Below are 26,150 nucleotides of genomic sequence, written 5' to 3'. Positions count from 1 at the left end.
GCCTGCAGCAACGCACAGCGCCGGATTGTAAAGGCAATATAACGCTTGTTAAATGCAGGTTTGACATCCACAGTCTGCATGATAATCCGGGCAAAGACAACGATATTTCCGCCGTAAACGGCGTAAACCTTCACTTTTTTTGTTAGGATGGCTGTTAGTCAAACGGACCCTGCCAGCATGACAGTCAAATTAGCTCCACCGGATCACACGTACAACCTGCACCTGCAACGCCTACTTGATGCGACTCACCACGACCCTTTCCAGTTCCTGGGCATACACCAGGATGCCGCGAACGGGCCATGGCTAGTGCGTGTGTTTCAGCCGAACGCCGAGAAACTCTGGGTCAGCGTGGATGGCAGCTGGCAAGCGATGACCTTAGTCGACAGACACGGCTTATTCGAGTATTCGTCCAAGCTCGCCATCACTGCACCTGTGGCTTTACGCATACAGCCACACGGCCAGGCTGATTTTTATGAGACCAGTGACACCTACAGTTTTGCCAGCACGGTGACGCAGGAAGAACTCTACCTGTTCGGTGAAGGCCGCTTGCTGGAAGCCTACAATACCCTGGGTGCTGTGCCTATGACGGTGCAAGGTGTAGCCGGTGTCAGGTTCGCCGTGTGGGCGCCGAGTGCCGAGCGCGTTAGCGTAGTGGGCAGTTTTAACCAGTGGGATGGCCGCGTGCATGCCATGCGTGTGCTGGGCGGCAGCGGCGTGTGGGAACTGTTTATCCCGCACCTGACTGAACACGATCTGTACAAATTCGAGATACGCAACCGTGAGCATGGTTTCGTCGTGGTCAAAGCCGACCCTTATGGCAAAGCTTTCGAGCCCAGACCAGGCTCAGCCAACCGTATCTGCCAGAGTCAATACCAGTGGCAGGACCAGGACTGGCTGCAACAGCGCAAGAAACATGACTGGCTGCATACACCGTTCAACTGTTACGAAGTGCACCTGGGTAGCTGGCAACGCGATGAAAATGGTCATTTTCTCAGCTATCGCGCCCTGGCAGATGCGCTTATCCCGCATTTAACCAGCATGGGCTATACCCATATAGAACTGCTGCCTATCGCCGAGCACCCGCTGAATGAATCATGGGGGTACCAGGTGACAGGTTACTTTGCGCCCACCCAGCGTCACGGCAGCCCGGACGACCTGAAATACTTTATAGACCGCTGCCATGCCGCCAATATCGGCGTCATTCTCGACTGGGTACCCGGGCATTTCCCCAAAGATGACTGGGCACTGGCGCGCTTTGATGGCACCGCCCTGTACGAGCATGCCGACCCCAGGCTGGGTGAACACACCGACTGGGGCACCTATATCTTCAATTACGGGCGCAATGAAGTACGCAACTTCCTGCTCAGCAATGCCTATTACTGGATACAGGAATTCCATATCGACGGCCTGCGTGTAGACGCGGTGGCTTCCATGCTCTATCTGGATTACTCGCGCAAGGATGGCGAATGGCTGCCCAACGCCTACGGCGGACGCGAGAACCTGGAAGTGATCGAGTTTCTCAAGCAACTGAACACCATGGTCGGCGAGCGCTTCCCTGGTTCACTGGTGATCGCTGAAGAATCAACTTCCTGGCCGGCGGTGTCCCGCCCGGTCTATGCTGGCGGCCTGGGTTTCAACATGAAATGGAACATGGGCTGGATGAATGATGTCCTTACCTACATGCAGCTTGACCCTATCCATAGACAGCACCACCAGAACCGGCTGACGTTTGGCCAGATGTATGCCTATTCAGAAAACTTTGTGCTGCCTTTCTCCCACGATGAAGTGGTGCATGGCAAGAAATCCCTGCTAGGCAAAATGCCTGGCGACAGCTGGCAGAAGTTTGCCAATCTGCGCCTGCTGCTGACTTTCCAGATGACTATGCCGGGCAAAAAACTCAATTTCATGGGCAACGAATTCGGCCAGTGGCGCGAGTGGAACGTCAATCAAAGCCTGGACTGGCACCTGCTGGAAGAAAGTTATCCCGAGCATGCCATGCACAGAGGCGTGCAATCGCTGGTACGCGACTTGAATAGCCATTACCGGCAACGCCCGGCCCTGCATGCGCATGACTTTGACCAGCAGGGCTTTCAATGGATAGATTGCCAGGATGGCGCTCAGTCCCTGCTGAGTTATATTAGGCGCGGCAATGACCATAGTTTTGTTATAATAGTACTGAATTTCACACCGGTGCCGCGCCTGCAATATCGTCTGGGCGTGCCACAAGCCGGTGTCTACAAAGAAGTATTTAACAGTGACGCAGCTTGCTATGGCGGTAGTAACCTGGGCAATGGCGACAACTGTCACAGTGCCCCCGTTGCGTGGATGGATCATCCTGATTCTATCAGTATAAACTTACCGCCACTGGCAGGTGTCATACTTCAGTTACAATAACTGGCTACACTGTAGCAAACCTATAAGGGCCTGCAGGCCAGCGATAAAGATCGCGCTGCAGGCACTATAAAACGAATCGACTTTAAAATTTAATTGACTTGAAAACTAAAGCAACAACATAACATGGCTAAATTAACGACGCACCCCAGCTGGCACGCGCTGAACCAGCATCAAAGTGATATCCGCAATGTTCAAATGCGTGATCTGTTTAAGCAAAACGCAAAACGATTTGAAGAATTCAGTTTAAATGTAGATGACATTCTGCTGGACTACTCCAAGCACCGTATCACCAAAGAAACCTTATCCCTGCTGTTTCAACTGGCGCGTGACTCTAAAATAGAGACATGGCGTGACCGCATGTTTTCAGGTGAAAAGATCAATATTACCGAAAACCGTGCCGTACTGCATACCGCACTGCGCAATCGCAGCAACACGCCGGTCGCAGTCGATGGCAAGGATGTGATGCCGGAAGTGAACGCCGTGCTGGCGCATATGCGTACCTTCACCGAGCAGGTGCGTAACGGCCAGTGGACAGGCTACACCGGCAAACGTATCACTGATATCGTGAATATAGGCATAGGCGGCTCCGACCTCGGCCCGGTCATGGCCTGCGATGCGCTCAAGCCGTATGCCAGCCCGGATCTGAAAGCCCATTTCGTCTCCAACATTGATGGCGCCCACCTGGTGCGCGCACTGGAGCAATGCGACCCTGAAACCACACTGTTCATCGTGGCTTCCAAAACCTTCACCACCCAGGAGACCATGACGAATGCGCACTCCGCACGTCGCTGGTTCCTGGCTGCGGCCAAAGATGAGCAGCACGTGGCCAAGCATTTTGTCGCTTTATCGACCAATGCCAAAGCGGTAGAAGCCTTCGGCATCAACACTGACAATATGTTTGCTTTCTGGGACTGGGTAGGCGGACGTTATTCCCTGTGGTCTGCCATAGGCCTGTCCATCGCGCTGTACGTGGGCATGGACAACTTTGAACAGTTGCTGGCCGGCGGTCACGCCATGGACAAGCACTTTCAGGAAGCGCCGCTGGAACAGAACATGCCGGTGATCATGGCATTGCTGGGCATCTGGTATAACAACTTTTTCCATGTAGACACGCATGCGATCCTGCCTTACGACCAGGGCATGTCGCGCTTTGCCGCCTACCTGCAACAAGCCGATATGGAAAGTAACGGTAAATTCATTTGCCGTGACGGCAGCCGTGTCAGCTATAAAACCGGCCCGGTCATCTGGGGCGAAGCAGGCACCAATGGCCAGCATGCGTTTTACCAGCTGATACACCAGGGCACACAAATGGTACCGGCCGACTTTCTGATGCCGGTCAAAAGCCATTACAAAGTCGGCAGCCCGGATGACCAGCACCACAAGATCCTGCTGGCCAACTTCCTGGCTCAGACCCAGGCATTGATGCTGGGTAAGACCCGTGAAGAAGCACGTGCAGAACTGGCACAACAGAACATGAGCGGCCAAGCGCTGGAAGACCTGTTACCGCACAAAGTATTTGAAGGTAACCGCCCTACCACTTCCATCATGTTCGAGCAGCTGACACCATACACATTGGGTAAACTGATCGCGTTGTACGAACACAAGATCTTTGTGCAGGGCATCATCTGGGACATCAACAGCTATGACCAGTGGGGTGTGGAATACGGTAAACAGATCGCCAGCCAGATCCTGCCATTACTGATCAGCGCTGAGGCGGTGACCAGCTTTGACAGCTCGACCAACGGGCTGATAAATTACTCGAAGAAAAATTCTTAGATAATTGATTTAAAAATAAAAAAGGCCTTTAAAAAGGCCTTTTTTTTATTGCGTTGATCTTACTCGACCAGCTGGTTCTTGATCGCGTAATGTGTGATTTCGGCATTGTGTTTCAGGTTCATTTTCTCCAGCAAGCGGGTGCGGTACATACTCACGGTTTTCACCGATAAGGCCAGTTTATCGGCGATCTCGCTCACACTCAGGCCGGAAGCGATCATACGCATGACCTGGAATTCACGGTCAGATAAAGACTCATGCAAGGCGGCGGCATGTTCATTACCGACCTGCTCGGCCAGGATCTCCGCCACATTGGCCGTGATATATTTGCGGCCTTTCGCCAGGGTATGGATGGCAGTCAGCAACTCTTCCGACGCCGTGTGTTTGCACAGGTAGCCGGAAGCACCCGAGCGTATGGAGCGCACGGCGTACTGGTCTTCCATATACATGGATAACATGAGGATATTCAGCGCGGCATTCTCACGCTTGATCAGTTTAAGTGCTTCGATGCCGGTTTTATCCGGCAGGGAAATATCCAGCAGCATCACATCTGCCTGTATCTCGCGCACACATTTCAGCGCCTGTGCCACATTCTCCGCTTCACCAACCACATCGATATCGCCGCTGGCGACCAGTATCTGTTTAATGCCAGAGCGCAGAATCGCATGGTCATCAACGATGATGACTCTGATTTTTTTAGTATCCAAGCTGTTGCCTCACGTTTTTCATGTTGCTGCAGTCCGCACCGGGGCTTGCACCCGTATCAGCGTACCTGTTCCCTGTAGTGGTGATTCAATATAGCATTCGCCGCCAAAAGCGGCTGCCCGCTCCTGCATACCGCGCAGGCCAAAAGAATTAGGTTTGATCTTATCGGCCGGGGCGATGCCTATGCCATTATCGGCGATAGTCATGCACAAGGCTTGTTCGACCTGGTTCAACTCTACCCGCACCTCATCGGCCTGGGCGTATTTGGCGATATTCGACAAAGCCTCCTGGCAGATGCGGAACAAGGCCATGGATTTGTCATGGTCACAGTCCAGCTCATCACAATTGGTGACAAACCTGGCTTTTAAGCCCAATTGTTTCTTGAACTGGTTGACTTGCCATTCCAGCGCATCGACCAGGCCCAGATCGAGGATATTAGGCCGCAGGTTACCTGAAATACGGTGCACTGAATCAAAGGTCTGGTTGACGATAGATTGCAGCATGGTCGCCTGCTCGATATCGACAGGCGCGCCCTGCTGGATCTTCTGGATAATGGTGGAAAGGCCTAGCTTCATCGCCGTCATATTGCCACCGAGATCATCATGTATCTCGCGTGCGATGCTGACGCGCTCCTGCTCTTTCACCTGGTTGAGGTGGGCAGTCAGCGCCTGTAAATCGTGCTTGGCCTGCTCTATCTCCTGTTTTTCCTGCTTGCTCTGGCTGATATTGAGCATGATGCCATCCCACTGCACCGCGCCCTGCCCCAGGGCCTGTATGGTGGCGCGTATATTCACCCATTTCATATCCTGCCAGTCGGCGATCCATATCCTGCCTTCCCAATCCAGCCGTTTGTGCTGGCGGGCCGATTGTTGCAGCTTATGCTTGAACTGGCTGGCAGACTTTTCTTCCATGGCATTGAATAGTGCCTGGGCGTCTTTAAGCAAAGCGGCAGCGGGAATACCGAGCAAGGCTTCACAGCCTTCACTCAGGTAAGTGAATACGATTTGCGCATCGGCAGTCATATGCATTTGAAATACCAGGCCGGGAATGCTGGAAACAATGGCTGAAAATCTGCGCTCGCTTTCATGCAAGGCATCTTTGACGCTATCGACTGGAGAGTCAGTTGCAGGGCTGGTCACAGGGCACCTCGTGTTAGATGCCAATCAGCATAGCATGACTCCCTGTGGCTTGGGTATGCTTTATGGGAAATGCCGGCAGCCGCTCAAGCTGACCGGCTGCCGGCAAAATACTGGCGCGGCGATAAAATGCAGAATCAGGACTGGCTTTGCCGCAGATCTATCTCGGTCATCACCCGGTTCTTGCCACTCTTCTTGGCCAGGTACATGGCCTGGTCGGCACGCAGCAGTATAGAGCTGACATCGTCTTCTTTTTGAAACAGGGCGACGCCGGCACTGAAGGTGATCAGCAATTTCTGGTTGTTACCCAGAAAATATTCTTTGGTGAGTGCGCGCTGTAAACGGCTCATGGTGGTGACCGCCTCATCCAGGCCGGTATTAGGCAAAATAACCACAAACTCTTCGCCGCCCATACGGGTGACGATATCAGTGGGGCGTACGGTACGCTTGACCACGCCAGCCAGGTGTTTCAAGGCTGTGTCACCGGCGGCATGGCCGTGCTGGTCATTCAGTGATTTAAAATTATCGATATCCAGCAGCGCCACGCTCAGTGATTCACCACCACGGTGATAACGGGCGATCTCGGTAGCGAAGGCATCATCCATGCCACGCCGGTTCAGCACGCCGGTCAGCTGGTCTATACGCACCACTTCACTTAACTGGCTCAACTCATCCTGTAACTTGAGGATGCGCGCCTGGGTATCGCTGGCAACGCGCTGCTGATTGAGCAGATCGTCGCGTGAGCGCAGGATATCGGTTTGCATGACAGAAGTATCGCGCATCAGGTGGGTGACCAGTTCATTGATCTTGATCAGGTCATCGGTCTGCGAGAGCTCCTGGGCATAAGTCTCTATCTTGCCGCTATAAAGCTCGCTGGCCTCGCCCATGTATTTCAGCTTGTCAATAAATGAGCTGATCAGGGTTTTAAAGGAGTTTCTCGCTTCGATCAGGCTATGTTTTAACAGGCCCTGTTTATAGATCACCTCTTTGAGGCTTTTTTCAGCCTGCTTGAGTTTGGCGCGGTCTAGCGGGCCGTTGATGATGGATTGCACGGCGTAGACCTGCCCGCTCAACCAGCTATCTTCAGCGACCAGCTCGCCTATATTAGACAGCAGCAGATGCAGCAGATCGATAATATCGCCGCGCACATCATCTTCTTTGGCGCCTATCACCTCCACGCGCATCAACAAGGCCTTCAGTGACTTGGCCAGTGCCTCCCACTCTTTGACCTTTTTCGCCCGCTCTGTACTTTCCTGCACGGCAATGGCTTCTACCTGCAGGTCAGGATAGCCTTCCAGACGCGGGATCAGACCCAGTTGCAGGGTCTGCCTGAGCAGGGTCTGCAGAATAGTGAATGCGCCATGAAACTGCTGCACTTCACTGGGCAATTCGTCTTTGCTCAATGGTTCTATCGCCGCGGGCAGCGCAGCCGGGCTGGCCACTTCTTTTAACTCGGGCACCGGGATGCCTTCTACCCTGGCATCGGCCGGTAACCAGTTATTCGCCATGCCCAGCAACTTGTCAGACAGCGTATCGTCATTACCAAAATTGATCAGCACGCGCTCCAGCATCTCGCGTTTTCTGGCGAGCTCCATGCCGCTGCGTTTATCATCCCAGCCCTGCATCAGCGTGCGTATCGCTTTAGGCCACTTGGTGGAGTGACTGAGCTGTTGCTGCATGGCTTCCTTGAGCAGATCACCCAAGCCTTGCCAGTTATCCTGCTTTAGCACTTTTTCCCAACGGTTCACCCAGTTGGTCTGCTCCATGGAGTCATGCGGCAATTGCTTCAATGCCTTGCGCAAGGCGGATGCGGCATCTTCTTTGGCTGGCCGGCCTGAAACTTCGAGATAGATCTGTGTGTAATTGTCCGGCGTAGGCTCCACACGGCGCACCGCCATCTGCTTGATGGTTTCGCGTGCGATCTCCGACGCAGTCATGGATGTTCCGTGGGTTGCCATAATCTATTCTACCGCACACAGTCACTGAAAAATATGGCCTATTGTGCAATGCGCAGCAGCGATTTAATGTGGTCATAAGAAGGCTGATTGCGTGTCATTTTTGAATTGTGCCGCCTGTGGTTTTAAACACGCGGCTTGCAAAAAACAAAGCCATGCCGGCCTGGTTTTGCGTTACAATAGCGCCGGCGGGCCTCCCCGCATTGTAAGATAGCCAACCTGGTCAGATGCGGAAGCAAGCAGCCACAACTGTCAAGCAAGTGCCGGGGGTTGGGCTCGCCCCTTTCTGTATTGCCATCCTGCCGGATTCCACATCGCCATCCTGCCGGATTCTCCCATACCTTGCCCTGTATCATTTAGTTGTAAGTATGTGCGCATGAGCAGGCAATTTAGGCTAAAGTATTGGTTTGGCTTCATGATATTTAATCAATAGAGACCGCAATGTCTTACCAAGTGCTGGCGCGTAAATGGCGCCCAAAATCCTTTAGTAATCTGGTCGGCCAAGACCATGTCGTGCAAGCATTAAGCAACGCGCTCAGCCAGCAACGCTTACACCATGCCTATCTGTTCACCGGCACGCGTGGCGTCGGCAAGACCACGCTGTCGCGCATACTGGCCAAGTCACTCAACTGTGCTACCGGCATCACCGCCACCCCTTGTGGTGAATGCGATGCCTGCCGCGCGATCGATATCGGCCGCTATGTAGATTATGTGGAGATGGATGCTGCCTCTAACCGCGGCATCGCCGATATGGTCAGTTTGCTGGAACAGGCTATCTATGCGCCTTCCTCCGGCCGCTTCAAAGTCTATATGATAGATGAAGTACATATGCTGACCAAAGAAGCGTTCAATGCCATGCTGAAAACGCTGGAAGAACCGCCGGCACACGTTAAATTCATACTGGCCACCACAGACCCGCAAAAAGTGCCGGTCACCATATTGTCGCGCTGCCTGCAGTTTAATCTGCGCCAAATGGCCAGCAGCACCATCACCTCCCACTTGCAGGATATCCTGGGCCAGGAACAGATCACGTTTGAAGCGCCAGCCCTGCAACTGATCGCGCGTGCCGCCAATGGCAGCATGCGTGACGCCTTATCGCTGACCGACCAGGCGATCGCCTATGGCAATCAGTCTGTGCGTGAAACAGATGTGCGCAGCATGCTGGGGGCGATAGATCAAAGTTACCTGTATGAGTTATTGCGGGCCCTGATCAACAATGACGCCGCTACCCTGCTCAATATTGCGCAACAGATGGATTCACGCAGCATAGGCTTTGAAAGTGCCCTGAAAGACCTGGCCGCCTTGCTGCACCTGCTGGCGATCGCCCAGCACAGCCCGCAGGCGATCGCCGATGACCACCCGGAAAGGCATACCCTGCTCGACCTGTCATCGCAACTGACTGCCGAGATGCTGCAACTGTATTACCAGATCGCTATTCTGGGTCACCGCGATATCGGCCTGGCGCCTGATGCCTATGCCGGTTTCACCATGACTTTACTGCGCATGCTGGCATTTAAAACAGACGCCATGGCACCTGTTTCAACCGCGCCGGCTTCAGCGGCACCGGCCGGCAATACCAGTTCTGGTGAAAATAACGCTCGTTCAGTCAGTGCCGCTGGCGGAGCGCGTGCCGCGCTGGCGCAAAGCCGTCAGCCAGCGGCAGAACAGTCAGCCTCTGTAGTACCGGCACCCGCACCGGCTGCGCCTGCGATGACGGTCGAACCTGCGATGGCAGTCACTCAGGCAGCGCTTGTGCACCCGCCTGTGGTTGAATCGACCCCGATCGCAGAACCAGCGCTTGCCCAGCCAGCCGCAACTAGTGAGACCCCTTCTGAAGGCACAGCATTGCAATGGGATGGCAACTGGCGCACCCTGGTCGAGAACCATTTAAGCAAACTGGGCCTGGTGCGCGCATTGGCGCAAAACTGCGAGTTAGTCTCTTATGATGCAGACACTATGGTGCTGCGCATCGGTGATGCACACAAGCACCTGGCCAGCACTAACTACCTGGATAAATTGAACAGCGCCCTGAATAGCCATTTTGGCCGCCGTATCAAACTGACGATACAGGTCGGGCAAGAAGCCAACACGCCTGCCAGGCAAATGGCAGTAGAAAGAGCCGAATTGCAGGACCAGGCCAAAGACGCCATTCTGAGCGACCACTTTGTGCAGGGCCTGATGCAGGAGATGGGTGCGACCATAGTGCCCAACTCAATCAAACCTCTACATTAACCACATCAAACTTAGGAGCAGACGATGATGAAAGGTGGCATGGGCAATATGATGAAACAGGCCCAGATGATGCAAGCGAACATGCAAAAGGCGCAAGCCGAGCTGGCGCTGACTGAAGTGGAAGGCATTGCCAGCAATGGCATGGTCAAGATCACCATGACCTGTAGCAACGATGTCAAACGCATACAGATAGACGATGCAGCCATGGATGACAAGGAAACACTGGAAGACCTGATCCTGATCGCACTCAAAGATGGCAAGGCCAAAGCCGAAGCCACCTCGTCTGCCAAGATGAGTGGCATGATGCCTGCCGGCTTTAAATTACCGTTCTAAACAGCAAGGTCATCGCTTGAACTCTCCGGCAGTCCTGGAACAACTGATCAACGCCCTGCGCTGCCTGCCGGGCGTTGGGCCTAAATCCTCCACCCGCATGGCATATCACCTGTTGCAGCGTGACCGCGAAGGCGCACAGCGCCTGGCCGCCAGTTTGCAACAGGCGCTGGATAAACTGGCGCATTGCGATTACTGCAATAATTTCAGTGAACATGCGGTGTGCAGCCTGTGCCACGATAGCCAGCGTGACAAATCTGCACTGTGTGTGATTGAAATGCCCACCGACCTGATGATGCTGGAAAACACGCGCAGCTATCAGGGCCAGTATTTTGTGCTGATGGGCAAACTCTCGCCCATGGATGGCATAGGCCCCAAGGATATCCACCTGGATAAACTGCTCAAACGCGCGCAGGACAGCCTGGTAGAAGAAGTGATACTAGCGACAAACTTTACTTCTGAAGGCGAGGCAACCGCCCATTACATAGGGCAAATGCTTAAATCCCGCGGCATCAAAGTGAGCCGTATCGCGCGTGGCCTGCCCATGGGCGGCGAGATCGAATATGTAGATAGCGGCACCCTCTCCACCGCACTGCTGGAACGCAAGATCGTCACTTAAAAGATCTGGAACGCAAGATCATCACTTAAAAGACCGTCACTAAAACCCTGGCCCTGCACACGCATGCCTGCTCGGGCTGGCAGCCACATATCAGCGGTCAACCGATTCCTACACAGTTTTAAGCAACAGCCTATAACTCAAGCGTCTGGAACTCCTTATATTGAACATCATATTCTTCACTGACTGTTTCAGCTGTTGGCTTTACCCGGGTCAGATCCGGCCGTAAAACAACCGGCTTTCAGTGAAGATCCATGATAAATAAACAAGGAGCGGTGATGAAACTAACAAAATTATCTTTACCTATCGTGAGCGCATTATTGCTGGGGTCATTGCAGCTTTCAACCGCATGGGCGGGTGGTGCCGCGGGCGGCGGGACAGGCGGCGCGGCTGGTGCTGGTGGTAACGCCGGTGCGGCAGGCGTCGGTGCCGGAGCAGGCGGTAATACTGGTGCAGCAGGTGTAGGTGCTGGCGCAGGCGGTAATGCTGGTGCTGCCGGTGTAGGTGTTGGCGCGGGTGGTAACGCTGGTGCTGCAGGCGTCGGCGCTGGTGTAAACGGTAATGCTGGCGCGAATGGTGCGGTAGTACCGAATGGTGCGGCCACTGATGGCACAACGCGTGGATCTGCAGCCCCGGGCAACAGGCCTGCAGCAAACCCGAATCAACCGTCTGCACCTGCGGGACAGAACCAGAACAACCCTGCGCCCGTGCGCAAGGACATCAATCAGGTAGACCCTGCTAACCGCGATACCAGGGCCAGAAGCAATACCTCCACTGTGCCTCCGGCCACAAATAACACCTGTACGACCATAGACGGGCAACCGGCATCAGGTAGCCAGTGTACATCTGGCACCACACCGAATGCCCGCTAAACATTTGTCATAAAAAATACCGCCAGCCGGAATGTCGCTGGCGGTATTTTTTCTGTTTTCTGCATCTCTAGTGTTTATTGCACGGGTAGGTAATGCGTCATTATTTCACTCGCTTATGCCCGGTCCGGGTAACCGATATCCCGCAGATTTTCTTCGACCTGCTCACGTGCCAGACCGTACCTTTCCTGTAATTTAGCTACCAGGTACTCACTATTGCCCTCGGCTTGCTGTATCTCGTCGTCGGTCAGCCTGCCCCATTTGGCCTTGATCCTGCCGGCCAATTGTTTCCATTCGTCTTTCACAGTATCTTCATTCATCATGCACTCCTTAATCAAGCAACTAGGCTTCCAATTATCAGAAGATAGACTGATTGTCACTTTCCGTATGGCATTTGCTTATAGGTATGCGCTGATTCGATTGTAAGAATTACTTTATGGTGAAATCGACGCTCTGACCTTGAAAAAATGACTGCGATAATAGCCAGCACCAGCTGTGCCTGTGGTTAGAGCACACAAAAAAATAGCCAGCTTAGCTGGCTTTTTCTCTACGCGGGCACTACTTACCTGGCGGGTTTAGAGATATTGCAACAGGTCTTGCGGTTGCGCAATAGCAGCATGCGCCCCCCATTCCTCAGGCCGGTCAGTCTCGGAGAGATAGCCAAACAGTGCCACCAGTGTGGTCATGCCCGCCGCATTACCAGCCTGCACATCGCGCTCGGCATCTCCCAGGTAAATAGTATCGGCCGGGTTCAACTGCATGCGTTCGCAGGCGAGCAACAAGGTCTGCGGTGCAGGCTTGGGGGCTGCGGCATCATCGCCACTGATCACTGCACCGGCACGGGCTGACAGGCCTAGCGCTTCAACGATGGGGGTGGTGAAACGGCGCGGCTTGTTGGTCACTATGCCCCACTGCAAGCCTTGCTGTTCAATCGCTGCCAGGGTTTCGGCCATGCCCGGGAATAACACCGGTTGCCGTGTCAACACCTCGGTATACAAGGCCAGGTATTCTGTGCGCATTTCGTCGAAAGCCATGTCCTCGGGGCTTAATCCAAACCCGATCTCCAGCAAGCCTTTAGAGCCATGCGAAGCATAAGGGCGCATCGCGGCATCCGGCAAAAAAGCCAGGCCATGGCGCTGGCGCTGCAAATTGAGCGCATAACCGAGGTCGGCGGCGGTATCTACCAGGGTGCCATCCAGATCAAATAAAACTGCCTGCATCAATGGTCCTTAATGGCATGCAGCATGTAATTGACGCTGGTATCCTGGGTCAGGCTGTATTGCTTGTTGAGCGGATTGTAGTTCACGCCTGACTGATGTTGCAGCTCTAAACCCGACTGGCGTAACCAGGCGGCCAACTCTGAAGGCTTGATGAATTTAGCATAATCATGCGTGCCTTTTGGCAGCAGGTTCAGTACATATTCGGCGCCGACTACCGCCATCAAATAGGCTTTGGCATTGCGGTTAAGGGTAGAAAAAAACAGGTGGCCGCCCGGTTTAACCAGGGCAGCACAGGCGCGCACCACACTGGCGGGGTCAGGCACATGTTCCAGCATCTCCATGCAGGTCACCACGTCAAACGACTGCGGTTGCTCTGCGGCCAGGGCTTCAACTGCCACGCAGCGATATTCGACCGCCACAGCGGATTCCAGCGCATGCAGCTGTGCCACTTGCAACGATTTATCAGCCAGGTCTATGCCTGTCACCTGCGCGCCGCGGCCTGCCATGGATTCGCTCAGGATCCCGCCACCACAGCCTACATCCAGCACCAGTTTGCCATTGAGGCTGGCGCGGCTGTCGATATAATCCAGTCGCAAAGGGTTGAGCTGGTGCAAGGGCTTGAATACGCCTTGCGTATCCCACCACTGATGCGCCAGCTCAGCAAATTTATTCACTTCAGCGGCTTCTACATTTGCCATCATGACTCCTTTTCACTTCTCTCAAGATTGCGCTGACTGTATTTTCAGTTGCCATTGCAATGCGATAGACCTTAATTCTTCTGTTTCTATGCCGGCGAAAACGGCCTGGCCTTCATCGCTACGCTGATAGCGTAACTGGCCTGCCACCCAGGTGTGACTGACCTGCTCGCGCCCGGCCACATAGACCAGGTGGGAGATCGGGTCATAACAAGGCAGGCTGTTGAGGTCATCCAGCCTGACAGCGATCAGGTCTGCCTGCTTGCCTGCTTCTATGCTGCCGATCTGCTCTTGCAAACCCAGGGCCTGCGCCCCGTTGATGGTGGCCATTTTCAGTGCTGTATAAGCGGGGATGGATTCTGCATTATCATCGGCGACTTTTGCCAGCAAGGCAGCGGTGCGCATATCCTGCCACAGGTCCAGCCGGTTATTGCTGGCCGCACCATCCGTGCCCAGGCCTACATTCAAGCCTGCACGCAAGGCGGCTGCGACCGGGGCGATACCGCTGGCTAATTTCAGGTTAGAGCACGGGCAGTGCGCGAGATGCACTCCTTGCGTGGCAAGCAGCTCTAATTCACTTTGCTGCAGATGCACCCCGTGCGCACAGACGCTGGTCGGGCCCAGCATGCCGAGTGCAAGCAGTCTGTCTACTGGCCTTACCCCATACTGTTCCAGACTTTGCTGGATCTCGGCGCGGGTTTCGTGCAAATGGGTATGGATACCCAGATTCAACTGTTCTGCCAGGGTACCGATCTGCTCAAACGTGGCATCGCTGACCGTGTAAGGCGCATGCGGAGCAAAAGAAAAACTGATGTCAGCGTCAGACTTGTAATGATCCCTGACTTCAGTGCCCAGGCGTATATATTCGTTGGCGGTGGTGGCGTAATTGGTTGCAAACTCCATGATCACCAGGCCGATGTGCGCTCGCATGCCGCAGCGTTTGGCCGCTTCTATGGTCGCCTGCGGAAAGAAATACATATCGTTGAAGGTAGTCACACCACCACTCAACATTTCGGCACACGCCAGCAAACTGCCATCATGTACAAAAGACTTGGACACCCATTGCCGCTCGGCTGGCCAGATATGCTGGTTCAACCACGGCATTAAAGCATGATCATCGGCATAGCCTCTGAGCAGATTCATGCTGCTGTGCGCATGCAGATTGATCAATCCGGGCAGCAATGCATGGCGCGAACAATCCACCACAGTCCAATGGCTGGCCCATTCCGGGATCTCGTTCTTGTGGACTATAGCCACTATCTTTCCGGCATCCACCAATACGGCATGCTGTTCAAGAGTGGTCTGCTTGCCATCCATGGGGATCACCCAGCGTGGCTTGATAATAAATGGAGAGTCACTCATGCTTTAATTATAACCGAGGCAAGTAGCCGCTGTACTCGCTGCCAGGCACAGACATAAAAAAAGCCACGCATTTGCGTGGCTTTTTAGCAAGACTAAGTGCTAATTACTGGCAACCAAGTTGCTTGGTACCTTCAGCACGGATCTCAACGCGACGGTTAGGTTGCAGGCAAGAGATCAGTTTCTTGGATACTTTTTTACCTTCGCACTGTACAACTGGCTCAGATTTACCTTTGCCTTCAGAAGTGATGATACCGCCATCAATGCCTTGAGCGATCAGGTAGTCAGACACTTGTTTAGCACGACGCTCAGACAATTTCTGGTTGTAAGCATCAGTACCGATACGGTCAGTATGGCCAGTCACGATCACAGCAGTGATTTCTGGATTAGCCTTGATCTTGGCTGCAGTTTCTTCCAGAACTTTACGACCTTCTTCACGCAGGTTAGCTTTATCAAAGCCGAACAGTTTTTCAGCACTGACGGTAACCACTTCGTTTTGTGGTTTGCAGGTAGGTGCTGGCGCTGGTGCTACCGGCGCTGGTTCTGGAGCTGGCTCAGCAGCGGCTACTGGAGCTGGTGCTGGTGCTGGCTCTTCAACCACTGGAGCTGGTGCGCCGAAACGGAAGATACCGCCCAGGTTTACCAATGTGTTGCCGATAGTGCCTGAATCAGAACCATTTAATGCACCATTTGCATCAAATTTTGCACGGCTCCACTGATGACGTACATCAGCCTGGATACCGAACTTATCGCTGAACAGGTATTGGGCACCCAAACCTACGTTAGCCATCCATGATGTTCTCTTACCGTCAAAGTCAGTACCTGGCAAAGAGTAATCTACATTGTTACGTGCTGCGCCAAGACCTGCTAACAGGAAAGGACGGAATTTTTCGCGGCTGAATACATATAATGCATCCAGGCCCAAAGCCGTTTGTTTGTATTTACCGCTTGCACCAGCAATGCCGGTATCTTCATCAGAACGGGTGTAGCCCAGACGACCCTGGATATCCCAGTGCTCGCTGATCTCTTTACCGATAGACAGGAAACCACCACGGCCATTGTCAGCATCCAGATCATTGTCAGTGTTGATGTATGTTGCACCTGGCACAACGTACCATGCGCCACGGTACATATCTTCAGCTTGCGCAACTTGCGATGCTAATACAAATGCAGAAGCAATTGCCAAGCTTAAAAAATTCTTTTTCATTCATTGACTCCTTTATTATTCGGCTTGAATAGCCACATCTTTGAAAAGACTTACAAGTTGAACTATACGCAAACGCCAACCCTGACGCAACCCTCACCAGCACGCGAATCAAGTATTTATTGGCTTTGAGGCAATATTCAACAAAATTCCGACACTTTTGCAGTGACGAGATGTAATTTTTCTTTAATCAGGGGCTGTTCCCGGCGCTGATTCAGACATAAACCGCTTCTAAAGCCCAGATAATCCGGGGACAGATCTGCCAGGCTATCGACTTGCGCCAGCTGCAGCCCGCCCGCCAGACCGACATACAGGCCCTGCGCTTTTGCCGAACGGACAAAAAAATCCAGCAGATCCACACTGATCAATGCTGTCAAAGGCTGTGATTTCTGGATGGTATCTATCATCACCCCCCAGTAAAGCGCAGTGGCGAGATCCTGCAGGATACTGCTGACCGTTTCGGTGCCGGAAAAGTGGTCGGCTGACAGCACGGCGATGAGTTTCACCTGCCGGGCCAGGAATGTTTTGATCACCGCTGTATATGCCGCATTCGCCCAGATGGTTTGCGGTAGCTTGATGACGTCCACGCCTATATCCAGCCTGGATTGGATCAGCTCACTGAGTGCCGCAGCCGAGCTGCAATCATCCCCTATGGTGGCACTGACGATGATGCCGGCCTGCGGGTGCTGTTGCCGGTAAACATTGACAGCAGCAATGATAGCTGCAGACCGCGGGATATCCAGCGCCGCCAGGGCGCCATAGGCGGTTTCCTTCAGGTCTACCAGGCGCACTCCGGCTGATAATACCAGCTGCGCTTCAGCCACTGAACTGACACTTACCAACACCTGCATAGCGTTCAGGCCTGTTGCAGGCCGCTTTGGCGTGCCAGATGGTTATTGACGCAATCGACCAGCCATTGCCAGGCTTCCAGCTCACGCTCGCCTGCGGTTTTATCGATGGCGATCTGCAGGTATTGCATCTCCTGAGTGATTTTTTCAACCGGCAGCATATGCAGGCGGCTCACCAGTACAGCCAGCTCTATCACTGCCGCTTGCGCGCGGTTGAATCCCATAAACGGGCCATGCAAAGCACTTTCCAGCACGCTCATAGTCAATCTGGGCCGCACTTCATCTTCTTCGACCTGATCCAGCTTCAATACATGATGGGTCAGGCAATCTTGCAGGCGCACACAGCCGGCGGCAACTGGCAAGGTGGCAAACTGGGCTTTTTTGGCGATGGCGGCTGCGAATACGCGTACGTCATCGGTCAGGTTCAATACCGCATGCCCGGTTTCAAGAATATTCTGCAAGGTGGCGGATGGCTTGAAGGGCGAGATGATCACTTTGCCATCGAACCACTGCACGCCGAATGGAGCAATATGCGTTTCACCTTGCGCAGAACAGGTGGTGACTATTGTTTCGTAGATCATGTGAGTGCTTCGTCAATCATGTGAGTGCTTCTTGGGTCAGGTTAAGTGTAGCAATGGTCATGACAGCTCATTCCGCATCTGGCGCCGGGTTCGCATCAGGGGCAGCGCGGGCATTCTCCTGGCGTTCTTTGATAGAGGCTTCTCGGTGCGCGATCTTGGCCTGTCTGTTTTGCTGTATGGAAGCCACGCCCCACTCCAGCATCTCATCCTGCACATAGCGTTTTTTCAGTTGCCAGGCGATTTGCGCACGCGCCAGCTCAACACCCAGGTAAAACGCATGCGATGCATCATTCTGCATATTGAGGCCGGCGTAAAAACTGAAAGGGTCGGTGCCATGCTGTATGCCGTCGCGGTTATAAACATGTACGCCCTGCTCGCTGACCATGACCCTAAAGCTGGGGTCTTTGATCTGGCTGGCCAGGCCCATGATCTCGTCAGCACTGTAGGGGAAAGGCTTGCGGTCATGCAGACCCAGCAAGCCGCTGGAATAACCGCGCGGCAAGCGTTTATCCTGGCTGGCACGGTACATGACGCGGCGGGCGATATCGGCCTCGGCGATCGCTTCGGCCGCATGCGGGCTGACCGAAGTCGCCAGCACGGCGTTGATATTCAGCTCACTGATCACGCCAAACAACAGCGCGTTGACGCCGGTGGTGTCGGCATCGGTCAGTTCGGTCAGGTTACCCACGCCCATCATCATCTCTATCTCAGGATAACGCTTGCGCAACTTGTGGTAACGCACGATGGAGTCGGTCAGGCCGAAATGAATCGGGTCGAGGATGGGGTCGGCAATAAAGCGGCGCCCGCGTTGCAAACAATGTTCGATCGCGCGGGTCAAGCTGGCGACATTGGCTGGCTTGGCCGGGATCAGAATAGGCGTAGACTCGACTTCATCGGCTATCCACAGATTATGCTCATGCAGGCTGAGCAGATAGTCAGCCCCGGCTTTGCCTGCGGCCAGCAGATCGTCATCACGCATGGAGTCGACACTGACTTGAAAGCCCTGGTCTTTCAGTGCTTGTATGGCGGCAGACATATGTGCAAATGACTTACCCGGCAAACAACCGAGGTCTATCACATCGGCGCCCTGCTGCTGAAAGTGCCCGGCTTTGGCCACGATCTGCTCTACACTCAAGTCTGGCGCATCTACGATCTCGGCAAAAATGGTCACGCTATGGCGCGTCAGGTCTGGCGCCTTGCCTTTTTGTCCAAAATATTGAGGCAGATCTTTCAAGTCTTTGGGTCCACGTTCCACCGGCACTCCCCATTGCGCCACTAACGGTTGGAGATCACCCTGACACAAGCCAGGCAAGATCACTTTGTCGATATTCTCGACTTTAGGCACACGGCGCGCAATTAAAGATGGGGTCATTAATGCGGCCACCGACACCCCTATGTGTTTCACTTCATATTCAAACGGAGATTGTTTGCTATCTGCCACAATAGACGCCAGCACTTGATGCAGACTGTGTTCTGCCAGTTTTCCGGTTAGGAACAGCAGTTTTGCCATCGCGTTACTCTGCCAGCTGATCAGCGACCTGTACACCTGCGTGCAAATACAACTCATGATACGTCGCCAGACGCTGCATGATGGTAGATTGCAGATCAGCCATATCCTCCACCACTGCCGTGTCAGCAAATGATTTCAATTTCGCCACATTTTCCAGATCGATCTGACGCGGGTAGACTTTGACCACATTGTCGCGCGGCGCTTCAGATTCAAGCTCCGGCGCGGTATCGCAGGCGAACACCAGGCTGTGCACACGTGTTTTACCCGCCTGGGCATATAAATTGGTGACCAGGCTATCCGAAAAACCATAAGCCATCTTGGCGATGGTATTAGAGGTCGCAGGCGAGATCACCAGCGTGTGGTACACGCCCTCGTAAAAGCGCTCTACCGGGATGCTGCTGGCGGTCTTGTCCTGATAAACCTTATGGCCGGTCGCGTCCAGCTGGTCCTGAAAACCATATTGCCGGATGATCTCGGCCGCGGCACGGCTGAGGTAAATATCCACATCCTGCAAAGTCTGCAGGATAGCGAGAGATTCCCGCAGATAATGGCCGGAACCGGTAATTGCCCAAGCCAATCGCTGTGCGTGCATGACGAGGATCTCTTGATCAGGCAAACGGATGTTGCAGGACTATGGTCTCATCGCGCTCTGGGCCGGTAGAAACGATGGCGATAGGCACGCCACACAAGGCTTCCAGGCGCTTGAGGTAATGCTGGGCATTTTTTGGCAGGCCTTCCCAGGTTTTGACGCCAAAAGTGGTTTCTGACCAGCCAGGCACTGTTTCATAAATCGGTTCGCAACGGGCGACATCATCCGCACCTACAGGCAACATATCCACCACCTTGCCATCGAGTTTATAGCCGGTGCAGATATCCAGCGACTCTATGCCATCCAGCACGTCCAGCTTGGTGATGCACAGGCCGGTCAGGCCATTGATGCGGGCTGAACGACGCAAAGCCGCAGCGTCGAACCAGCCACAACGGCGTTTGCGACGTGTCACTGTGCCTATCTCCTGGCCTACGGTAGACATCTGGTAACCAGGCACGCCTTCGGTCTCTATATCGAGCTCGCTCGGGAAAGGGCCGCCACCGACGCGGGTGGTATAGGCTTTGGTGATGCCCAGCACATAATGCAGCATATTGGCACCCACACCAGTACCAGCCGAAGCCTGGCCAGCGATACAGTTGCTGGAAGTTACATACGGATAAGTACCATGATCTATATCAAGCAATGTGCCCTGTGCACCTTCAAACAACAGGTGTTCGCCACGCGCATTGGCTTCATACAAGGCGGCAGAAACATCGGCCACCATCGGTTTCAGCACTGCCGCATGCTGCATGCTGGCATCATATTGCTGCTGAAAATCCACCGCAGTCGCACCCAGATACTGGGTGAGTACAAAATTATGGTAATCCATCACTTCGCGCAGCTTTTCAGCAAAGCGCTCGGGGTGGAACAAGTCATATACGCGCAGGGCACGGCGTGCCACTTTATCTTCGTAAGCCGGGCCTATGCCCTTGCCTGTGGTGCCTATCTTTTTCTCGGCACTGCGTCTGGCTTCACGCGCCAGGTCTACCGCCACGTGATGTGACAGGATCAACGGGCAGCCAGGGCTGACCTTTAAACGGCTTTTGACATCCAGACCACCCTGCTCCAGTGTGGCGATCTCATGCAGCAGATGCGTGGTGTCCAGCACCACGCCGTTACCGATATAGCAATTGACACCATCACGCACGATGCCGGAAGGCACCAGATTCAGTTTATAAACCTTTTGTGCCGCACCCTGGCCGACCACCAGGGTATGGCCTGCATTATGCCCCCCCTGAAAACGGACTACGCCCTGGGCGTGATCTGTCAGCCAGTCAACGATCTTACCTTTACCTTCGTCGCCCCACTGGGTGCCAATTACAACGACGTTCTTTGCTTGCCTTGATTGTGTCATGTTCAATATTTATCTTGTCAAAAACGAAAATGGGTCGCCGGTTTAAAACGCTTTTAAACCGCAACTACCTGCCAGTGACCATCGACTTTTTCCAAAGCACGGTCACAGGCTAATTCAGAATAATCCAGCAGCGCATTCGGCAGCGCTTCGACCACCACCTGGCCTTGCGCACGCAAGCCATCCACCACTGCGGCCAGCGCTGCATCACCAGCTGCCGGCGCCAGTATGCCTTTACTCAGGCTGGCGGGGCCCAATGCCTGCAGGGCACCACGCAGATCGAGGCTGAACCCGGTCGCCGGGCGTGCACGACCAAAAGCGGCGCCGACTTCGTCATAACGTCCACCCAGGGCGATCGGTCCGGCATACTCCCTGGCGTAGGCGGCGAACACCATGCCGTTATGGTAGTGGTAGCCGCGTAATTCACTGAGGTCTATGGTGACGCTGACTTCATTAGAGCCCAATGCAGTCGCCACCGCTGCCATTTCATGCAGTGCCTGCTCTATCTCGGGGGAATCAGGCAATACATCACGCGCCTGCTCCAGCACTTCGACACCGCCACTGAGCTGGGTCAGGGCGATAAAGGCTTTACGTGATTTCTCAGACAGATTGGCGATCAGTTCCTGCACGCGCGCCACGTCTTTGGCCTGCAAGGCGACCTGTAATTCACGCTCTTGCTGGGTGCCCAGCTGCGCCATATGCGACAGACTGGCAAAGATCGCCACATGGCTCAAATCAACGAACAAAGTGCGCATGCCGAGCAACTGCAAGGCTTTCACCATCAGGCGCTGTACTTCGATATCGCTTTCAATACCGGCATGGCCGTAGATCTCGGCGCCCAGTTGCAGCGGCTCACGCGTACGTGCCAGGCCGTCGGGCTTGGTACGCAACACGGTGCCGGCATAACACAGCCGCGAAACGCCTTGATGGTTCAGCATATGCGCATCGATACGCGCCGCTTGCGGGGTGGTATCCGCGCGCAAGCCCATCAGGCGGCCGGTGAGCTGGTCCACCACTTTAAAGGTCGCGATATCCAGGTCATGGCCGGTGCCGGTCAACAATGACTCCACATATTCCATCATCGGTGGCATCACGTATTGATAACCATGCACACGGAATAAATCGAGGATTTGACGGCGGTAAGATTCTAGACGTGCCGCCTCAGCCGGCAACACATCTTCAATATATTCGGGAAGTAACCAATTATGCATGCCGTTATTATACCTGCAAACCCCTGCCTTATACATGGCTTTAGCGATAGCAATGGCTAGGGACGGCCTGAACAGGCAGTAAAAAAGGCACGCCCGATGGAGCGTGCCTTTAAAATATTCGGCAGGGTGATCAGCGATTAAGCCACAACACCAGCAGGCCGACCGCGGCTGAAATAAAACCGACAAAACGGATCTGCCCGTCTCTCAGTTGCAGCAGTTTCTCAAAGGTTTGCCGCCATGCCTGAGTAAACAGCAATGGCATCAAGCCTTCAATCAATAATACGCCGCCTATCAGCCACCACCAGTTCATAAAATGATCCTGGACACTGGCCTCAACTATTTTTTACCAGAATTGCGCATGTATTTGAAGAAGTCAGAACTCTGGTCTATCACCAGTACATCAGACTTGCTCTTGAAGCTGTTCTTGTAAGCTTCCTGGCTACGGTAGAAGGCATAGAATTCAGGATTTTTGCCGAACGCCTGCGCATACACCTCTGAAGCTTTGGCATCGCCCTCACCTTTGACTTTTTGCGCTTCACGATAAGCTTCGGCAATGATCACTTCACGCTGCTTGTCTGCATCGGCCCGTATCTTCTCTGCGGCAGCGGCACCTTGTGAACGCAACTCGTTGGCAACCGATTTACGCTCGGCTTCCATACGCTGATAGACCGACTCACTGACTTCTTTAGTCAGGTCGACCCGGCGCAGGCGTACATCCAGGATCTGGATACCCATCTGGCGGCTCTCCTTGTCGGCACGCTCACGCAGGATATTCATGATAGTGGCACGCTCACCTGAGACCACGTCGTGGATATTGCGTTTACCGATCTCTGCACGCAAGCCATCATTGACCATTTGCGAGATACGGCGCTCGGCCTGCACCTCTTCACCACGCACGGAGACGTAGTATTTGGCCGGATCGATGATGCGCCACTTGATAAACGAATCCACCAGCACGTTTTTCTTCTCACTGGTAATAAAGCGGTCAGGCTCTTCCCAGTTAAGGGTCAGGATGCGCTTGTCGTAGTAACGGATATTCTCCACCATAGGCATCTTGAAGTAGAGGCCAGGTGTCTTTTTAACCGACACGATCTCACCCAGGCGGAACACCAGTGCAAACTCGCGCTGATCTACCGTATATGCCGATGAAGTAATCACCACCAGCAATACGAATACCCCGATTAATATACTTCCAATATTTCTCATGTTGTTTTTCCTTCAGGGCAGACTAGCGATATTCGCGATCACGGCTACGCATGGCATCGCGTGTGCGATCCAGAACACCGGCATCAGATTGTGAGGATTCCTGCGCCGGTTTTTCAGCAGTAGGGGCAGCGTTAGTGCCACCGCCGGCGCCAGCCGCGCCCATCAATTTATCCAACGGCAGATACAGCAGGCTGTTGCCACCTTTTTGATCTACCAGCACCTTGCTGGTGTTAGACAGGATATGTTCCTGCGCATCCAGGTACAAACGCTGACGCGTGACTTCCGGCGCCTTGTTGTACTGGGTCAGTATCTGCTCAAAACGGTCGGCATTACCTTTGGCCTCGTTTTCAACACGCAATTTATAGCCGGAAGCTTCTTCACCCAGACGGGCCGCCGTACCACGGGCTTTCGGGATCACGTCATTGGCATAAGCCTGACCTTCATTCTTCTGGCGTTCCAGATCCTGCTTGGCTTTGACCGCATCATCAAATGCGGCTTGCACCTGCTCTGGCGGCTGCGCATTCTGCATGGTGACATTGACGACATGCACGCCGGACTGATAGCGGTCCAGCATCTCCTGCATCAGTTTTTTCGCTTTGGCTGCCACTTCATCGCGGCCTTCATACAGCACGAAATCCATTTTGCTCTTACCGGCGATCTCGCGGATGGCAGTCTCGGCAATGCCGCGCACACTTTCTTCAGTGGAGCGGTTGCTAAACTGGTAATCCTCGACTGACTTGAGGTTGTATTGCACCGCCACTTGCAGGTCTATGATGTTTTCATCATCGGTCAGCATCAGCGATTCGCGCGGCTCTTTGCTACGGCCAGACTCGCCTTCAAACGAGCGATAGCCCAGTTCTATGGTGCGCACCTGTTCAAGGTTGACGTTCTCTACCGTCTCGATCGGGAAAGGCAGGTGCCAGCGCGGGCCAGGCGTGGTGGTTTCCACATGCTTGCCAAAGCGCAACACCACACCACGTGAACCCTGGTCGACGATATAAAAGCCGGAACCGAGCCAGATCAGAGCCACCAGGCCTAAAATCGGCGCGATAGGCAAAGGTTGAGGCGCAGGACCACTGGCCCTAGGCCCACCCTGCCCGCCTTTGCCACCGAACATACGATTCAGCTTTTGATTCAAATCCTTGAACACCTCGTCCAGATCGGGCGGGCCTTCGTTATTTTTATTCCAAAAGCCTGGAAACTTTCTCATTCTTGTACTCCGTGTTTTCTATTTCCGGTTAAACGTAAGCACGCTCTTCCGTACTCAGTTTTTTCAAATGTTGTTGATGCTCTAGCAGTGCCTGACGCAGATCTTCAATCCCAGTACCATCTCTGGCCGACACGCGTATGGTGCTGATATTACCATACTCGTCCCTGTCGATTCCCGGCGCCATGCCCATGCGGTCTATCTGGTTCAGCACCAGTATCTGCGGCACCCGGGCAGCGCCGATCTCGTTGAGTACGATATTCACCTGCTCTATCTGGTTGTCGCGGTTGGGGCTGGCAACATCGACGATGTGCAGCAACAGGTCCGCTTGCGACGCTTCTTCCAGCGTGGCACCAAAGGCTTCGATCAGGGTGGTAGGCAGATGTTTGATAAAGCCGACCGTATCCGAAATGACCACAGGATAGCCTTCAGGCAGATGCATCTTGCGCGAAGTCGTATCCAGTGTGGCAAACAACTGGTCAGCGGCATAAACGCCGGAATGTGTCAGCCGGTTGAACAAGGTGGATTTGCCGGCGTTGGTATATCCGACCAGGGAGACGGTCAGCAAAGGCGAGCGTTTGCGGGCACGGCGTTGCATGCCACGCTGCTGTTTCAGTTTTGCCAGTTTTTCACGCAACTGCTTGACGCGTACACGTAGCATGCGCCTGTCCAGCTCCAGCTGTGTTTCACCAGGGCCGCCACGCACACCGATACCACCTTTTTGTCGTTCAAGGTGGGTCCAGCCGCGTACCAGCCGCGTAGACAAATGCTCAAGCTGCGCCAGTTCGACCTGTAATTTACCTTCGTGCGATTGCGCACGCTGGGCAAAGATCTCCAGGATCAGACCGGTGCGGTCTACCACACGGGCTTCGAGGAATTTTTCCAGATTGCGTTGTTGCGAAGGGCTGAGGTCGTGATTAAAAGCGGCCACTTTACTTTCGCAGGTGGCCATCATGGCTTTCAGCTCATCAGCCTTGCCCGACCCGATAAAGAACTTGGGGTCAGGAGATTGGCGTTTGCCTTCAAGCGTAGCAGAGATATTTAATCCGGCAGTACCGGCAAGGTGGCGGAGCTCTTGTAAACTTTCTTCATAATCAGCATCACCAAAGTTGATACTGACCAGAACGACAGCATCTCCGCCGCTAGGTCTATCAAACAT

The 26,150-nt window shown here is 53.9% G+C and carries 24 protein-coding genes and 1 other RNA gene; 7 read left to right on the top strand and 18 right to left on the bottom strand.

The genetic code is table 11. The annotated features are described in order from the left end of the window. Positions 1–177: 177 nt before the first annotated feature. Positions 178–2,394, top strand: a complete 2,217-nt coding sequence (glgB, locus tag ACT6RZ_RS14060) for a 1,4-alpha-glucan branching protein GlgB (RefSeq protein WP_444702719.1) — start codon at positions 178–180, stop codon at positions 2,392–2,394. Positions 2,395–2,517: 123 nt separating this feature from the next. Continuing rightward, positions 2,518–4,170: a glucose-6-phosphate isomerase gene (pgi, locus tag ACT6RZ_RS14055; protein WP_444702718.1), complete on the top strand. Its 1,653-nt coding sequence runs from the start codon at positions 2,518–2,520 to the stop codon at positions 4,168–4,170. Between the two features lie 59 nt (positions 4,171–4,229). Here the strand turns inward: pgi and ACT6RZ_RS14050 are convergent, their stop codons facing one another. From ACT6RZ_RS14050 to ACT6RZ_RS14040, 3 genes are all read right to left on the bottom strand, one after another. Continuing rightward, positions 4,230–4,874, bottom strand: coding sequence for a response regulator (locus tag ACT6RZ_RS14050; RefSeq protein WP_444702717.1), 645 nt, complete (start codon positions 4,872–4,874; stop codon positions 4,230–4,232). Between the two features lie 18 nt (positions 4,875–4,892). Further along, complete coding sequence (locus ACT6RZ_RS14045) at positions 4,893–6,011, bottom strand: ATP-binding protein (RefSeq protein ID WP_444702716.1); 1,119 nt, start codon at positions 6,009–6,011, stop codon at positions 4,893–4,895. Positions 6,012–6,145: 134 nt separating this feature from the next. Continuing rightward, positions 6,146–7,966: a diguanylate cyclase gene (locus ACT6RZ_RS14040; protein ID WP_444702715.1), complete on the bottom strand. Its 1,821-nt coding sequence runs from the start codon at positions 7,964–7,966 to the stop codon at positions 6,146–6,148. A 184-nt stretch (positions 7,967–8,150) separates the two neighbouring features. On the opposite strand from ACT6RZ_RS14040, the gene ffs reads away from it, so the two are divergent. The 5 genes from ffs to ACT6RZ_RS14015 all read left to right on the top strand — a co-directional run bounded on the left by ffs (position 8,151) and on the right by ACT6RZ_RS14015 (position 12,013). After that, positions 8,151–8,247: signal recognition particle sRNA small type (gene ffs, locus ACT6RZ_RS14035), an RNA gene on the top strand. A gap of 157 nt (positions 8,248–8,404) precedes the next feature. Next, positions 8,405–10,195, top strand: coding sequence for a DNA polymerase III subunit gamma/tau (gene dnaX / locus ACT6RZ_RS14030; protein ID WP_444702714.1), 1,791 nt, complete (start codon positions 8,405–8,407; stop codon positions 10,193–10,195). Positions 10,196–10,219: 24 nt separating this feature from the next. After that, entirely contained in the window at positions 10,220–10,528 is a 309-nt protein-coding gene (locus tag ACT6RZ_RS14025) for a YbaB/EbfC family nucleoid-associated protein (RefSeq protein WP_325240927.1), read from the top strand. Between the two features lie 16 nt (positions 10,529–10,544). Then, a complete protein-coding gene (recR, locus tag ACT6RZ_RS14020) occupies positions 10,545–11,144 on the top strand; it encodes a recombination mediator RecR (RefSeq protein ID WP_444702713.1) in 600 nt (199 codons plus the stop codon). Between the two features lie 275 nt (positions 11,145–11,419). Next, complete coding sequence (locus ACT6RZ_RS14015; RefSeq protein WP_444702712.1) at positions 11,420–12,013, top strand: hypothetical protein; 594 nt, start codon at positions 11,420–11,422, stop codon at positions 12,011–12,013. 113 nt (positions 12,014–12,126) lie between these two features. Here ACT6RZ_RS14015 and ACT6RZ_RS14010 read toward each other — a convergent pair whose 3' ends face one another. From ACT6RZ_RS14010 to hflX, 15 genes are all read right to left on the bottom strand, one after another. Further along, positions 12,127–12,330 (bottom strand): CsbD family protein, encoded by a 204-nt coding sequence (locus ACT6RZ_RS14010; protein WP_444702711.1) that lies wholly within the window; start codon positions 12,328–12,330, stop codon positions 12,127–12,129. A gap of 255 nt (positions 12,331–12,585) precedes the next feature. Next, complete coding sequence (locus tag ACT6RZ_RS14005; RefSeq protein ID WP_444702710.1) at positions 12,586–13,230, bottom strand: HAD family hydrolase; 645 nt, start codon at positions 13,228–13,230, stop codon at positions 12,586–12,588. Then, positions 13,230–13,928 carry a bifunctional 2-polyprenyl-6-hydroxyphenol methylase/3-demethylubiquinol 3-O-methyltransferase UbiG gene (gene ubiG / locus ACT6RZ_RS14000; RefSeq protein WP_444702709.1) on the bottom strand — a complete coding sequence of 233 codons (699 nt, stop codon included), beginning with the start codon at positions 13,926–13,928 and terminating at the stop codon, positions 13,230–13,232. Before ubiG ends, ACT6RZ_RS14005 begins: the two co-directional genes overlap by 1 nt. Positions 13,929–13,949: 21 nt before the next feature. Beyond that, positions 13,950–15,287, bottom strand: coding sequence for a TRZ/ATZ family hydrolase (locus tag ACT6RZ_RS13995; RefSeq protein WP_444702708.1), 1,338 nt, complete (start codon positions 15,285–15,287; stop codon positions 13,950–13,952). Positions 15,288–15,390: 103 nt separating this feature from the next. Further along, positions 15,391–16,491, bottom strand: coding sequence for an OmpA family protein (locus tag ACT6RZ_RS13990; RefSeq protein ID WP_444702707.1), 1,101 nt, complete (start codon positions 16,489–16,491; stop codon positions 15,391–15,393). Between the two features lie 137 nt (positions 16,492–16,628). Continuing rightward, positions 16,629–17,339 (bottom strand): (5-formylfuran-3-yl)methyl phosphate synthase, encoded by a 711-nt coding sequence (locus tag ACT6RZ_RS13985; protein ID WP_444702706.1) that lies wholly within the window; start codon positions 17,337–17,339, stop codon positions 16,629–16,631. Between the two features lie 5 nt (positions 17,340–17,344). Further along, entirely contained in the window at positions 17,345–17,917 is a 573-nt protein-coding gene (locus tag ACT6RZ_RS13980) for a DUF447 domain-containing protein (RefSeq protein ID WP_444702705.1), read from the bottom strand. A 67-nt stretch (positions 17,918–17,984) separates the two neighbouring features. Beyond that, positions 17,985–19,427 carry a DUF6513 domain-containing protein gene (locus tag ACT6RZ_RS13975; protein WP_444702730.1) on the bottom strand — a complete coding sequence of 481 codons (1,443 nt, stop codon included), beginning with the start codon at positions 19,425–19,427 and terminating at the stop codon, positions 17,985–17,987. Positions 19,428–19,431: 4 nt separating this feature from the next. After that, entirely contained in the window at positions 19,432–20,019 is a 588-nt protein-coding gene (locus ACT6RZ_RS13970) for a flavoprotein (protein ID WP_444702704.1), read from the bottom strand. A 16-nt stretch (positions 20,020–20,035) separates the two neighbouring features. Then, positions 20,036–21,370, bottom strand: a complete 1,335-nt coding sequence (locus tag ACT6RZ_RS13965) for an adenylosuccinate synthase (protein ID WP_444702703.1) — start codon at positions 21,368–21,370, stop codon at positions 20,036–20,038. Between the two features lie 53 nt (positions 21,371–21,423). Next, positions 21,424–22,578, bottom strand: coding sequence for an ATP phosphoribosyltransferase regulatory subunit (locus tag ACT6RZ_RS13960; protein ID WP_444702702.1), 1,155 nt, complete (start codon positions 22,576–22,578; stop codon positions 21,424–21,426). 130 nt (positions 22,579–22,708) lie between these two features. Further along, positions 22,709–22,888: a DUF2065 domain-containing protein gene (locus ACT6RZ_RS13955; RefSeq protein ID WP_444702701.1), complete on the bottom strand. Its 180-nt coding sequence runs from the start codon at positions 22,886–22,888 to the stop codon at positions 22,709–22,711. Positions 22,889–22,914: 26 nt separating this feature from the next. Next, positions 22,915–23,784: a protease modulator HflC gene (hflC, locus tag ACT6RZ_RS13950; protein ID WP_444702700.1), complete on the bottom strand. Its 870-nt coding sequence runs from the start codon at positions 23,782–23,784 to the stop codon at positions 22,915–22,917. 22 nt (positions 23,785–23,806) lie between these two features. Then, entirely contained in the window at positions 23,807–24,994 is a 1,188-nt protein-coding gene (gene hflK, locus ACT6RZ_RS13945) for an FtsH protease activity modulator HflK (RefSeq protein ID WP_444702699.1), read from the bottom strand. Between the two features lie 28 nt (positions 24,995–25,022). Then, a complete protein-coding gene (gene hflX / locus ACT6RZ_RS13940; protein ID WP_444702698.1) occupies positions 25,023–26,150 on the bottom strand; it encodes a GTPase HflX in 1,128 nt (375 codons plus the stop codon).

The organism is Methylophilus sp. (assembly GCF_052437885.1).
In the GTDB taxonomy this organism is placed as follows: domain Bacteria; phylum Pseudomonadota; class Gammaproteobacteria; order Burkholderiales; family Methylophilaceae; genus Methylophilus.
This window is presented reverse-complemented; position numbering and strand designations above follow the sequence as displayed.